General features: G+C 44.4%; 10 protein-coding genes. 1 reads left to right on the forward strand and 9 read right to left on the reverse strand.

Going from position 1 to position 13,727, the window contains the following annotated elements; genetic code table 11:
- Positions 1–12: 12 nt before the first annotated feature.
- The 9 genes from AB8P72_RS10435 to AB8P72_RS10475 all read right to left on the reverse strand — a co-directional run bounded on the left by AB8P72_RS10435 (position 13) and on the right by AB8P72_RS10475 (position 9,674).
- A complete protein-coding gene (locus AB8P72_RS10435) occupies positions 13–819 on the reverse strand; it encodes a ThiF family adenylyltransferase (RefSeq protein WP_369811268.1) in 807 nt (268 codons plus the stop codon).
- 160 nt (positions 820–979) lie between these two features.
- On the reverse strand, positions 980–1,972 hold the full coding sequence (locus AB8P72_RS10440) for a TatD family hydrolase (protein WP_191690413.1): 993 nt from the start codon (positions 1,970–1,972) through the stop codon (positions 980–982).
- 51 nt (positions 1,973–2,023) lie between these two features.
- Positions 2,024–2,203, reverse strand: a complete 180-nt coding sequence (locus AB8P72_RS10445) for a hypothetical protein (protein ID WP_369957737.1) — start codon at positions 2,201–2,203, stop codon at positions 2,024–2,026.
- A 304-nt stretch (positions 2,204–2,507) separates the two neighbouring features.
- Complete coding sequence (gspD, locus tag AB8P72_RS10450) at positions 2,508–4,772, reverse strand: type II secretion system secretin GspD (RefSeq protein WP_193032232.1); 2,265 nt, start codon at positions 4,770–4,772, stop codon at positions 2,508–2,510.
- A 111-nt stretch (positions 4,773–4,883) separates the two neighbouring features.
- Complete coding sequence (locus AB8P72_RS10455) at positions 4,884–5,816, reverse strand: type II secretion system protein N (RefSeq protein ID WP_068403897.1); 933 nt, start codon at positions 5,814–5,816, stop codon at positions 4,884–4,886.
- Positions 5,817–6,641: a type II secretion system protein N gene (gspN, locus tag AB8P72_RS10460; protein ID WP_068403900.1), complete on the reverse strand. Its 825-nt coding sequence runs from the start codon at positions 6,639–6,641 to the stop codon at positions 5,817–5,819.
- A gap of 210 nt (positions 6,642–6,851) precedes the next feature.
- Positions 6,852–7,175 carry an H-NS family nucleoid-associated regulatory protein gene (locus tag AB8P72_RS10465; protein WP_068403902.1) on the reverse strand — a complete coding sequence of 108 codons (324 nt, stop codon included), beginning with the start codon at positions 7,173–7,175 and terminating at the stop codon, positions 6,852–6,854.
- A 399-nt stretch (positions 7,176–7,574) separates the two neighbouring features.
- Positions 7,575–8,201 carry a single-stranded DNA-binding protein gene (ssb, locus tag AB8P72_RS10470; protein ID WP_193031264.1) on the reverse strand — a complete coding sequence of 209 codons (627 nt, stop codon included), beginning with the start codon at positions 8,199–8,201 and terminating at the stop codon, positions 7,575–7,577.
- Between the two features lie 108 nt (positions 8,202–8,309).
- Complete coding sequence (locus tag AB8P72_RS10475) at positions 8,310–9,674, reverse strand: MFS transporter (protein WP_193031262.1); 1,365 nt, start codon at positions 9,672–9,674, stop codon at positions 8,310–8,312.
- An 831-nt stretch (positions 9,675–10,505) separates the two neighbouring features.
- On the opposite strand from AB8P72_RS10475, the gene uvrA reads away from it, so the two are divergent.
- Positions 10,506–13,412, forward strand: coding sequence for an excinuclease ABC subunit UvrA (gene uvrA / locus AB8P72_RS10480; protein WP_305935560.1), 2,907 nt, complete (start codon positions 10,506–10,508; stop codon positions 13,410–13,412).
- The last annotated feature ends 315 nt before the right edge of the window (positions 13,413–13,727 follow it).

The following is a 13,727-nucleotide window of genomic DNA, read 5'->3' on the forward strand; positions in this document are numbered from 1 at the left end:
CGTTAATTCAGGTCAGACGCTTGGCTTGACCGCCGCCTGTTTGAGCAATAATTGTAATGCTTCACTAACCATCAGCATCGCGACCACTGAGGTGACGACGACCGCCGAACCATAGCCACCGCAGTGTAAACCGCCTGTTTGACAGCTTTTATCAACACGCGGTGGCTCTGTCGAATAGACACATTTGATGCCAAATCTCTCTTTAAGCGTACTATTAATCCCTTTTTCATGGCGCAGTTTATTGCGTAGCTTTGCCAACAACGGATCTTGATAACTATCGCGTAAATCGCTTACACGAATTTGACTCGGGTCTATTTTACCACCTGCTCCGCCTGCACACACCAATTTTAGTTTGTTAAAACGGCAATGCAGGGCAATAGCAAGCTTAGCATTCATATCATCAACACAATCTAAAATAACAATTGGATTTTTTTGCATAGCCATTTTTGCTTGCTCGCGCGTGGGCAATAATGCTGCGACATTTTCAGGTGTTAAAAAATCATCTATCAGATTTATTTCAACTTTCGGATTAATCTCACGGATACGTGTTGCCATTGCCGCAATCTTACTTTGACCAAAGGTACTGTCTAACGCGGGTAGCTGACGATTGACATTTGACGCCACCAATATGTCCAAATCAATCAATGTAATCGTACCAACGGCGGTGCGAGCCAGCGCTTCTGCCGCCCAAGAACCCACCCCGCCAACGCCAATGACGTAAACATGCGCTGCGGCAAAGGTATCGACAGCAGAGGCACCATACAATGTTTGCGTGCCTTTAAAACGGCGTTCATACTGCTCGGACGATTCATCAATCACATCGACGCTGTCAGCAGCAAGTTGTTGCTCGCTGCGCGCAGTGACCTCTTTATTAACTAAAGTATCTGTTTGCTTTATAGTTTGCTGCAATTGTGTCTCTTCGGTCATAACAAATTAAAGCTCGATTAAAAGGTTGTTTATTATTAATAAGTATCTTGGACTACTCTTGAACTGGATAACGCCAATCGGTACGTAAAGCATTGCAACTGTTGTGCCAAAATTGCTCGGCAAGCGTCTCGGTTGGCACAGCAAGTAATTCACTTAAACTGCCTAATACATAAGGTAAGTTGGCTGGGACATTTCTATCATGAGCGGGTGCATCGCCCCATTCATCATCTGGGCTTTGGCCAAGTGCTGACTGACTACCGCTCGAAACTTGACACATTATCGGCGTCATATCTGGGCAATCTGTCTCGATGACCAAACATTCAATACCATAAGTATCGACCGCTGCTTGAATCGCACGGCGCAGCTTTTTGGCATTTGGATTGGTCACCTGACCGGTCACCCCAAGTTTAAAGCCCAGTTTTACAAAGGCTTTTGCTTCTTGTTCACCGCCACTAAAACTATGGGCAACGCCGCCAAGCTCATGAGCATCATAGTCATGCGCCTTTAACAACGCCAATGCTTCAGCATGCGCTTTACGGATATGTAGCATCACAGGTAACTGCTGGCTCACCGCCATATCCAATTGGGCTTTAAAAAAACGCGCTTGCTTGGCGACCATATCAGGCTGTTTCATCTCATCCGTAAAGGTATCAAAGCCGATTTCACCGATGGCCAAAGGACGTTTGTCATTTAACATCTGCGCCATGTTTTCTAAATGCTCATCCGTATGATTATCGATATAAAAAGGATGCAAGCCTAGGGCAATATGCGCATGCAGAGAGATTTCTTTTTGCTCAAATGTCTGTCCTGCAATAGCGTGCACCTGTTTATTAATAAATTCTTTAGTTGCGTATAAACGGTCAAAATGCCGTTGTAAATACCCTACCAATACCAAATGGCGCACGCCTCGCTGATACGCTTTTTGTATTTGCTCCTCTCTGTCGACATCAAACACGGGAGCGTCAAAATGGGTATGGGTATCAATGAGAGGAAAAATTGTAGGCAATTTCTCATTAGCGTTAAATGAGGCGTAAATCGCAGTCATCAATAGCCTCCAAATTTAATGGTTTTCATTATTTTTCTTAAATATAGACGTTTATTTTAAATTAGAGACTTTATTAGCTGCTTTTTCGTCAGGCACTTTATCATCGTTATTATGATTTGATAATTGGCTATCGGCCTTTTTACTACTACGCCGCGGAATCAGTAATACAGCCATGGTAACCGCACTTAAGGCTAACCATTTCTTTTTCTTTTCATTATCAAGATTGCTCATTAGTGGCGCCTATAGGTTCTAGCTACTTTTACTATTAACTTAAAAATCACTAACTTAACCCAGTCTACTTAAAGGACAGTTATTTAAATAATTATCTTAAAAAATTGCTTATAAAAGCAATATGTTATTAGATTCACTCTAATTATACGCTCCTCTAAAATGTACTGTGTTTATCTGTGTTATGAATACGCAAGCTAATGTACGGCAGCGCTATCATGCCGTACATTTACTGATGAGATGGGCTGTATTCTAATCAAGAAGTTAGCGCCTGCGTTATCCATTCGCAAGCGCTCTATATTAGAATTTAGCGTTTTAAAGGATACGTGGTGATGCCACTACTACTTGGCGTATCTACTTTGGTAAACCCTTGTGAAGTGGTTTTTGGCGTTTGGTCACGCTTAGGTACCAGTGGATTGAGTGGCATCAATTCATAGTCTGCGCTGACATTGCCATTCCAGCCTTCTGTACCGCTAAGTGGCAGCTGTTTAATAGTGCCGTTTTTGTCGATAACCAACTGTAGGACGCGCATCTGATTGTATTTGCGCTCAGTCACACTAGCGACAGCGCCGCCGTCACGTAAGATGGTCGGCTGCAAAAATATGATTAAGTTACTCTTTTGCGTGCTGTCATTATCAGAACGGAACAGCCGTCCGATGACGGGTACACTGCCCAAACCGGGAACTTTTTGTTGGCGGGTAGTGGTGTTATCGCGCATTAAACCACCCAAGGCAATGGTTTGCTGATCGTCGGCTAGGATGGTGGTATTAATCAAGCTTTTATTGGTAATCAGGCCACTGGCATTGGCGGCACTGCCAGGTACTACCGACGAAACCTCTTGCGAAACCTCTAGACGTACGGTGCCATTGTCGCCGATATGAGGTATAACATTTAGATTAATACCAATATCTTGGCGATCAATGGTCTGGAATGGATTGGTTGATGAGTCACTGCCTGTGGTATAAGAGCCGGTGACAAAAGGCACGTTTTGACCGACCAAAATACTGGCCTTTTCATTATCCAAGGTTAGAATTGATGGCATCGACAGCAGATTGGCGCTGGTCGACGAATCAAGCGCTTGTAAGATTGCACCATAAAACTGAGTATTACCTTGGCTGTCTTTTTTACTATCACCGATGCCAATTAACGCCCCAGCAATAGAACCTGCTGCTGCACTAATATTTGCGCCACCTGATAACGCGGCGGCGGCAAGCGAGACGGCACTCGCGCCGACGTTATTAAAGTTGACCACGCCATAGCCACTATTGGCATTACCCAGCGCCCATTGTACGCCAAGTTGGGTAGCGTCATCGCCTGAAACCTCAACAATCGCCGCTTGAATCAAAACCTGGGCACGGCGGCTATCGAGCTGAGCGACGGCATCCTCAATCTCAAACATCAGCTCGGGCGCGGCATTGACGATAACAGCATTTTGCGTTTCATCCGCGATAATGCTAAAAGGTCGCCCGCCGATACCATTACCTGTGCCACCTGTACTTGCAGTAGATAACGCTGCTCCCGTAGCGCCAGTATTAGTATTCGTAGCACTGTTGGTAAGCGCATTAGTATTATTGTTAAGGGCCGAGCCTGTACTACTGGCGCCGTTTAGCGAAGCTGACTCTAAAGTTGAAGCCGCACCAGCGCTATTAATAGACTGACTGGCAAGCAAGCCGCGCAGCATCTCTGCAATGTGACCGGCACTAGCATATTTTAAGCGAAAGACGCGCAGACCACTTAAACGTCTCGAAGGCGTAGTGTCTAATTGATTGACCATTTCTTGAACTTTGGCAATCATCTCCGGACTGCCTTTGACGAGCAGCCTATCACTAGAGGTGTCAGCGATGACTTTTAGCTGATTACTGCCACCTTGTGCTTGCCCGCTACCTGCGCTTGCCACCAAGGCGCTAATCAACTCCATCATACGCTCAGCGTCGACATGACGCAGCGGTATGACTTGCAAACTGTCATTGACGTTGCTGTCTAAATCGCGGATAAGTGACGTGAGCTGATTAAGACTATCAGCACGGTCAGACAATACTAGCGCATTAACGCCCGGTACCGCTGCTGCATGGGCGGACTGCGGCATCAAGGGCCGAATGACACCAAGCACTTCTGCCGCTTGGGTATTGGTCAAATAAATCACCCGTGTCGCTAAGGCTTCACCGAAACTGTCCCCGCGTAAGTCCACCGCCACGCCAGATTGTTTGGCGACGTTATCTGGTACCAGCTTAATGGTCGTACCCGAATCGATAGCGGCAATACCATTGACCTGCATGACACTTAAAAACAGCTGAAAAATCTCGTCACGCGATAGCGCTTTATTAGAGATGACGGTGACGTTACCGTTGATACGCGGATCAAGGACAAAGTTTTGATTGGTAATGGTCGCCACTTCATTAATAAATGCTTTGATATCGGCATCTTGCAGATTAACTTTCCAGCTTTCTGCACTAACAAGCCCTGTACTCGCTGCCCATAGCGGAACGGCTAAACATAGCGGCCGACACAAACGCATCAAACGCTGCAAGATATGGTACAAAGGCGTGACCGAAAAATTTTGAGAACTGACCATATTGATAATTACCTACAGTGATGACGCGGATATACTGATTTTCGTGCTTGCTGAATAAAACTTTTGCTAAATATAATATGAACCAAATGTATTAACCGATGAACTTTTTAACTAAAACTGCTGGCGAATGGTGATAACTTGATCGCCGCGCTGTACTTCTATTTGCGCTTCGCCAGATTGTTTGACTTGCTGCAGTATACTGGCATCTTGGCCGGGATTGCTGCCAACGCTTTGACCATTAACAGTTAGTACCTTATCGCCCGGCTCTAGCCCTAAACGGTTACGCAGTTTGGCTGGCATGGCGGCGGTGACCTGATAGCTTTCTCCAGATGCCATCACTCCCATCCGACTTAAATAACTGGCTGGGTTTGACTGTAATTCGGTAACGGCTTCATCAATTGGCGACTGCGGCGCGCTTTGATCGGTTGCCTGACCATTTTCTTGGCCATTTTGCTCAGTTTCAGGGTTGCCTTGCTCGGACATTGGCGCATTAGACAGGTTTGGCAACATACTATTATCGGGCAAACGCTGATTGCCCACCGCACCCGCCAGCATGGCACTTTGATCAAGCGGCATGGCTTCTGGCATTCTGATGACGACTTCTTTATCGTAAGCATCGGCGATAATGACTTCATTCCAATCGACGGCGACCAGCGTATAGTCACTGTCTTTTAAAGTGTCACCGATACGGTAATTTTTTACTTCGCCATTGACGTCCAGCATCGCCGAAGACAGACTCTCTGGTATGGCGATAAGTACACCTTTTAACAAAACATTGGGCGGCGGTTGTACGGGCGCAGCGGTAGGATCAGGGTCCGCAAAAATGGCAAATAAACCACTATGATCTGTACTGGTGTTCGCTGTACTCTGTAAAGGAGCAAGCGGTAAGGTAGGCGCTAATGGCGCAGCTAGCAGCAACCAGAGTAAACGCGCAGCACTCCAGCATAGCCAAATAATCGCTAATAGCAATAGTGCTGCTGCAAAGCGATTGAGGGTATTAATAACAGGTTTTAAACGGCTAGATACATCGGCAACATTCATCATCTAGCGCGCCCCTAAGCCACTAAGCAATGGCTGGCGCACACTGACCACAGGCGTGTCTTGCGGAGCTTGCCCTTTATATTCTGGCATATTTTCTAGTAAACGCTGGGTTAAGCTCACATCTAGCATATTATCGCCATCGATATACAAATCGCCCAAGCGCTTATCTTGATTGTTGATAAGATTGACATGCAGCAGATTTTTATTATTTTTTTGCTCGGCACTGAGCTCAGCTCGCAGCGCAGGCATGGTGAGATAAAAAACCTTACCACCGCTAGGATAACCGACTTCGCCACCAACCCACGTTAACTGACCACTGGCCTCACTAAAACCGGCGGCGTTTCTATCTGAATTGCCTGCTTCAGAATTTTTAGCAGATTGACGTTTTAATGAAACGTTATTGACCTGAATGGGGGTATTAGGCAGCTGCCAATCGACCACATTTGATAAAGTTTCAGGGGCAATCTTACCGCTCATGTTTTGAATTTGCCATGAGCTGGTGCCTACTTTCACCTGACCATTTAAGCGGGTCTGCTCTGAGCTGATATCGACCTCTGCGCCTAATTTGCCTAATAGTAGATGCCATGGCTGCCACGACCACTCAGCAGCACCGGTAAGCGGTGTTGCTGACACAGGTAGCTGCCAAATCGCTGAGCCCTGCCATAAGTTGCCAGACACATGTTGTACATACGGCGTATCAGGGGCATATTTTTCAAGCAGCCACGCGGCAGGCATTTGCAACACGGCAAATAGCGCAAATAATATAAAGCCAAGTAGCCACCAGAGCTTGCGGGGACGCTTGTGAGACGACGTGGAAACGTGAGGCACGGTTAGCTAACTCTTATAGAAGACAAAAACGTCATTATCATAGCAAACAATGGCGTACAGATGACAGAAAAAAAAGCCAGTATCTTTGCACCAAAATAGTGGCGATAAAGAGACTGGCTTTTATCTAGCAACTTATTTTATAAAACCATCATAATTAATAATACATGAAAGCAGAATAGAATAAGCCTTTAACCAAGAGTTTTTAAATGGCTAAATGGCAAAATCCTCAAGCTTGCGACCTGACGCTAGTGCATCTACCAACCAAGTCGGTTTGCGTCCGCGTCCAGTCCAAGTTTCTTCATTATTATCGGTATTGCGATATTTAATGCTGCGTTTTTTCTCCAGCTTCTCGCCCGCTTGTAGAATTTCTTCGATGCTGGCATCGCTTTCTTCAGCGATTTTTTCAAACTGCATATAGGCGTCATATAAACGCTGATGCTGTTTTTCTTCAATCAATTGCTGCGCATTTTCAGTAATCGCACGTAGCTCATCAACGTTTAAACTATTTAAATCTATGACGTTATTTTTGTTCATCGTAAACTCCACTTTTATATTAAGGTTATAACCGAGTTGGATTTTTACTAAAAACTTATGCGTAATAAAAATCGTAAGTAGCAGTAATATAAACAAAAATATAAACCGCTACAAGTATTGATTGATATTTAATAACGCCAATCTCAACTTATCGTAGGCTTTTGATTTTTATAGAATTTAAAATTCTAATTGTTTTAACTGAAATTTTAAAAACTAAGTAAACCAATACCTTAGAAAAATAAGTTGAGAGTGGGGTATTTAATAATAAATATCAGCAAGCAAATAATTATTTTTGAGAAAATAAACTTTTATATTAAATAGAATTTATCATATAAAAAAAAGAGCCTCTAAAAGTAAGCTCTTTTCTCTGATTCATTCAACATTATTAGATTACGTATCCTAAAAAGGAATATCGTCATCTACCGGACCGTCAGGCATTGCCGTCGGTTTTGTTTGAGCAGGTTTATTAAATTGGTTCTGCTGTGCAGGCACATTTTGATTATTAAAGCTGTTTTGGTTGCTACCCTGAGCGCCGCCTTGGTTATAACCACCTTGTTGGTTATTTCCCTGTTGGTTAAAGTTATTTTGGCCACTTTGGTTTTGGTTCTGACCAGCAAAACCGCTGCCCTGATTCTGATATTGATTCGAGCCTTGAGCACCACCAAAGCCGCCGCCATCATTACTACCGCCAGTCGCACCATCGAGCATTTGCATTTGCTCAGCACGAATCTCGGTAATATAACGGTCTTGGCCGTTAGGATCTTGGTATTTACGCGTACGCAAGCTACCTTCGATATAAACCTTACTGCCTTTGCGCAAATATTGTGCTGCGATTTCGCCTAGACGGTTAAACAATGAAATGCGATGCCATTCCGTCGCTTCTCTTTTTTCACCGCTTTGCTTGTCAGTCCACTGCTCTGAGGTGGCAACCGAAATGTTGGTCACGCTACCGCCATTACTAAATTGGCGAGCCTCGGGGTCTGCTCCAAGGTTACCAATGATGATAACTTTATTAACTCCGCGCATAATATCGTCCTTTTACTTATAAATAATTTGTTTGCCAGCTTTAATCGAGTATCTAATATAGAGTATGAATACTAGCAGTAATATGACTTCACTTTAACCATTTTTCTGTTAAATATCTAGGGGGCTTTGGGCTAAATGCGACAGCTCTTGTCGTGCAGAATCTGTCAATTGCGTTTTATCCAATTTTAAATAAGCGACCTGCTCTTTTGCCATCACGACCAGCTCATCAACGCCGTCTACCGCCAGCATTTGCCGTGACCAGTCTTGGATATTAATATCTTTGGGAATGGTCACCGTGGTGCTTGATAAATACGGTGGATCAGTAATCGGAATAATCAGCAGCAATGCCGCGCCCATAATAACGGCCAATATACCCCATGCCAACAGATTTGACTGGGTCAATAATAAACCGCCCATCGCCCCGCCAACAAAAGCACCAAAGAACTGACTTGATGAGTTTAGCCCCATCGCCGTTGCTTTATTGGCAACGGGCGCACGCTTCGATATCCATGAGGGAATGGTCGCTTCGAGTAAATTAAAGCCCATAAAGTACAGCAATAAGCCTAGAATAATACCAACCCCGACCTGACTACCAAGTGCTAATAATGCCAGAGCCGCGGTCATTAAGGCAATCGCTGCCAAAAATACTTGGCGCATTTTGCGTTTCTTTTCAGCAATAATAATAAAGGGTATCGCTACGGCAAAACCAATAAATAATAACGGTAAATAAACCAAACCCTGCTGACGTACCGATAAACCCAGTACTTCACTGAGTTGATGCGGCAAGATAACAAAGATAGCCGTCATGGTTAAATGCAGGGCAAAAATACCGATATGCAAACGATTTAAATCGCCAATTTTTAGCACATCAGCCAATTGCTGACCAATCGACTTGTTATCGAGATTGTGCTTAAGCACCCGTAGCGGCGTCGGTACTAACAATAATAGCAACATCGCTAAAACAGCAAAACCAGCGGTGAGCCAAAACAGCCCTGAGATACCAAGCGAGCCGACCAATAAAGGCCCAAAGGCAAAGGCCAGCATAATAGAGGTAGCAATGGTCAAACCCATGGTCGCCATCGCTTTGGTGCGCATCTCTTCACGCGTCACATCAGCAAGTAGTGCCATCAATACCGCCGATACCGCGCCACTGCCTGCCAGCGCTCGCCCAATAATAACCTCGTAGATATCAGTGGCATTGGCAGCGATGATACCGCCAATAGCAAATAATATCAGACCCAAAAAGATAATTGGCTTACGCGGAAACTTATCCGCGGCAAGGCTCATTGGTATCTGAAAAATCGCTTGCCCGAGCCCATAAATACCGACCGCCAAACCAATCAGAAATGGCGTTGCGTGCGCATAATTATCACCATACACCGAAAACACGGGCACAATCATAAACAGGCCAATCATCCGTAAGGCGAAGATACCACCGACCCCAATAATTGCCCGTTTTTCTACGCTATTCATACTTGCCTCACTGGTTCATCATTGCTGGTTTATCACTGCGGCTTGCTGGTATTATCACGCCTTTATCAAGGCGTTAGCCTACAAATTAAGCCCACTAGTATAAGTCATTCGCCGTTTGCTTGCCGAAACTTTTATCTTACTGCCGCAGCCGCACGGTGAGCCTTTACTTGCGCTTTTTATGGAGGCGATAATTTTGTTACCAAGTGCATCTAATGGCTCATTACACCTTGAATAATGCCGCTGCCATGACAATAAAGTAAGACGTTGACAAGATACTTGCCTTGACCGTAGGGCTGTTCTTAGACTGATTTTAATGATAGATATATATAGCAAGTATAGTAACTTTTAAAGCAGCCAAGCTTTTAAGAAATACGATATTTAAAATAATAAAATCTAAAGTAGCATGACATAAACAACCAATACTTAAACAAGCAGTACTTACAACTAACAATATTCAAAACAGACATTTTTTCGCAAACTATGCGGAAAAACAAAACTAAAAAACAAAGCTGGATTCGATCTATAACAAAGCACTTATGTTAGTTAACAAACATTTCATTTAGATTATTTTATTGATTTTAAGGTTAAGACTTAAGTTAGCTTTGAACGTTACGCTTATATAAACCTTTATCACTGGCGCTTTATAAAAACTATTAGTTTGTAAAGAACCATTTTATAACTGTTGTTTTATTAAGAAAACTCCGTGATAACGGCAGACTTTTATAAAGCCATAGCAACTTAACAACCAAATATGCTTTTAACAGCCCTTTCATTAACTATATTTAACGTTTAGATTTTATATACCATTAGCAAATAGGAAACCTATCAACGATGGCACATGACCATATTGCAATACGCGGCGCACGTACGCACAATCTAAAAAACATCGATTTAGACATTCCACGCGATAAATTCGTGGTAATTACCGGTTTATCAGGTTCTGGTAAGTCATCCTTGGCGTTTGATACGCTTTATGCCGAAGGCCAGCGCCGTTATGTCGAAAGCTTATCGGCGTATGCGCGTCAGTTCCTCTCACAGATGGAAAAGCCAGAAGTTGATAGTATCGAAGGCTTGTCGCCAGCGATTGCTATCGAGCAAAAATCGACCAACCATAACCCGCGCTCGACCGTTGGGACGATTACCGAGATTTATGATTACTTGCGTCTGCTTTATGCGCGTATCGGGACGCCTTATTGCCCTGAGCATGGCGAGCCAATGGTTGCACAGTCGGTGACTGAAATGGTCGATCAAGTCATGGCATTGCCAGAAGATACCAAGCTTATGATACTGGCGCCGGTGATTCGTGAGCGTAAAGGCGAGCATACAGTGCTACTTGAGCAGTTAATTGGGCAAGGCTTTGTCCGCGTTCGCGTCGACGGTGATGTTTATGATACCGATGAGCTACCGACGCTCGATAAAAAGAAAAAGCATACGATTGAAGTGGTGGTTGACCGCTTTAAAGTCCGTGATGACTTGGGTAACCGTGTTGCTGAAAGTTTAGAGACCGCCCTACGCTTAGGTCAAGGTCTAGTCACGCTGCACTTTATGGATGGCAATCCAAAAGAAGGCGGTGACGAAAATCAAGTCATGTCAGCCAAGCATTCTTGCCCTGTTTGTGATCGCGCAGTTTCTGAGCTTGAGCCGCGGATGTTTAGTTTTAATAACCCTTATGGTGCTTGCCCAAGTTGTGACGGTCTCGGTAAACGTCAGTATTTCTCTGCAGAAAAGCTGATTACTCATCATGAAAAATCGCTCAATCAAGGGGCGATTAATGGCTGGGATAAGCGGCACGCCTATTACTTTGGTTTGCTATCGACCGTTTGTCATCATTTTAAAATCGACATGGATACGCCATGGCAAGACCTGCCAAAAGCGCAGCAAGATATCATCATGCATGGCTCGGGTAAAGAGAAACTGACCTTTAATTTTACTGATGAGCGCGGACGTAAAACCAATAAAACTGTGCCGTTTGAAGGCGTGCTACCGTATTTAGAGCGTCGTTATGCCAAAACCCAAAGCAACCTAGTACGTGACGAGTTGGCGAAATATTTAGCCGACACCACCTGTAACGTCTGTGATGGCGCGCGTCTCAATGAAATATCACGCAATGTGCGCGTAGACGATCAAACCATTGCCCAAATCGTTAAGCTGTCTATCGGTGATGCTGCTGACTATTATAAAACGCTCAAGATTGGCGGTCATAAAGGTGAAGTTGCCGAAAAAATCTTTAAAGAAATTAATGAACGTCTTAACTTCCTTGTCAGTGTCGGGCTTGATTATTTGACCCTTGCCCGCTCTGCTGAAACGCTATCAGGCGGTGAAGCGCAGCGTATTCGTCTTGCCAGCCAAATCGGTGCGGGGCTGATGGGCGTCATGTATGTCCTCGATGAGCCATCAATCGGCCTGCATCAACGCGATAATGATCGCTTGCTTAAAACCCTCACGCGTTTACGCGATTTGGGCAATACGGTACTGGTCGTCGAGCACGATGAAGATGCCATTCGCCAAGCCGATCACGTGATTGATATCGGTGTCGGCGCGGGCGTTCATGGCGGTCATATCATTGCCCAAGGGTCGGTCGATGACATTATGGCAACCAAAGGCTCGCTCACAGGGCAGTATATGTCTGGTGAGAAACGAATCGAGATTCCAAGTATTCGTCATAAAGCCAAAACCATCGAAGTTGAAGCAAAAGGTAAAGCCAAGCCCAAACAAGTACCGATGTCGATTGAGCTAAAAGGCGCAACAGGCAACAACTTAAAAAATGTCGATTTGAGCTTGCCGATTGGCATTATGACTTGTATCACAGGGGTTTCTGGTTCTGGTAAATCGACCTTGATTAACCGCACCTTAATGCCTATCGCTGCCACCCAGTTAAACAATGCTTCAACGCTTATCGCTGATAAGCATGACAGTATCAGCGGTCTTGAGCATTTGGATAAAATGGTTGATATCGATCAAAGCCCGATTGGCCGTACGCCGCGCTCAAACCCTGCAACCTATACCGGTGTATTTACGCCAGTGCGTGAGATGTTTGCCCAAACCCAAGAAGCGCGCGCGCGTGGTTATAAAGCCGGACGCTTTAGCTTTAACGTCAAAGGCGGTCGCTGTGAGATGTGTCAAGGCGATGGCCTTATCAAAGTTGAGATGCATTTCTTACCTGATATGTATGTGCCGTGTGATACCTGTCATGGTAAACGCTATAACCGCGAGACGTTAGAGATTCACTATAAAGGCAAAAATATCGCTGATGTGCTTGATATGACGGTTGAGGATGCGACTGAATTCTTCTCAGCGATTCCAGCGATTCATCGTCGCCTGCAAGCGCTGATGGACGTAGGTCTGAGCTATATTCGTCTTGGACAGTCTGCGCCAACGCTATCAGGCGGTGAAGCGCAACGGGTCAAACTGGCGCGTGAGCTTGCCAAACGTGATACCGGACAGACGCTATATATCTTGGATGAGCCAACCACTGGCTTGCATTTCCATGATATCGATAAGCTGCTGCATATCCTCCACACCCTACGCGATAAAGGTAATACCATCGTGGTCATCGAGCACAATCTTGACGTTATCAAAACGGCTGATTGGGTGATTGATCTTGGCCCTGAAGGCGGCAAAGGTGGCGGTATGATCATTGCGGAAGGCACGCCTGAGGAAGTAGCGGAAGTGAAAGGCTCATATACTGGCGAGTTCTTAAAGCCGATGCTTAAACAAAAAATGAAAGAAGTGAGTTGATAGTATTTAGATAATTATTTATAAAAGGCTACTCTTTAGGGGGTGGCTTTTTTTGTTGGGTAAGATATGTAGTTTGTATCGTATTTTAATGTTTGTTATTATCTTTCAGTCTAGAAGATAATAACTTAGCACAAGCCATTATTACTATCTTTAAAATCATTTCCAAGTATCGTCACTACAACGTTCTTAGCTCATATAAGCATTATCTCGCTATGAACAACTCTTCAACTAGAATTTAGTTTAAATATGTATCGTAACATAGCTATATTTAATTAAAACTACCTACAATATATAATAAGAAGAATTAAATTATTG

Origin of the sequence: Psychrobacter sp. CLB018 (genome assembly GCF_041222815.1) — a bacterium.
Lineage (GTDB): Bacteria > Pseudomonadota > Gammaproteobacteria > Pseudomonadales > Moraxellaceae > Psychrobacter > Psychrobacter faecalis.

Coding starts and splice junctions, on each gene's coding strand:
- AB8P72_RS10440 (WP_191690413.1), bottom strand. CDS start 1,972: ATGACTGCGATTTACGCCTCATTTAACGCTAATGAGAAATTGCCTACA.
- AB8P72_RS10445 (WP_369957737.1), bottom strand. CDS start 2,203: ATGAGCAATCTTGATAATGAAAAGAAAAAGAAATGGTTAGCCTTAAGT.
- gspD (WP_193032232.1), bottom strand. CDS start 4,772: ATGGTCAGTTCTCAAAATTTTTCGGTCACGCCTTTGTACCATATCTTG.
- AB8P72_RS10455 (WP_068403897.1), bottom strand. CDS start 5,816: ATGATGAATGTTGCCGATGTATCTAGCCGTTTAAAACCTGTTATTAAT.
- AB8P72_RS10465 (WP_068403902.1), bottom strand. CDS start 7,175: ATGAACAAAAATAACGTCATAGATTTAAATAGTTTAAACGTTGATGAG.
- ssb (WP_193031264.1), bottom strand. CDS start 8,201: ATGCGCGGAGTTAATAAAGTTATCATCATTGGTAACCTTGGAGCAGAC.
- AB8P72_RS10475 (WP_193031262.1), bottom strand. CDS start 9,674: ATGAATAGCGTAGAAAAACGGGCAATTATTGGGGTCGGTGGTATCTTC.
- uvrA (WP_305935560.1), top strand. CDS start 10,506: ATGGCACATGACCATATTGCAATACGCGGCGCACGTACGCACAATCTA.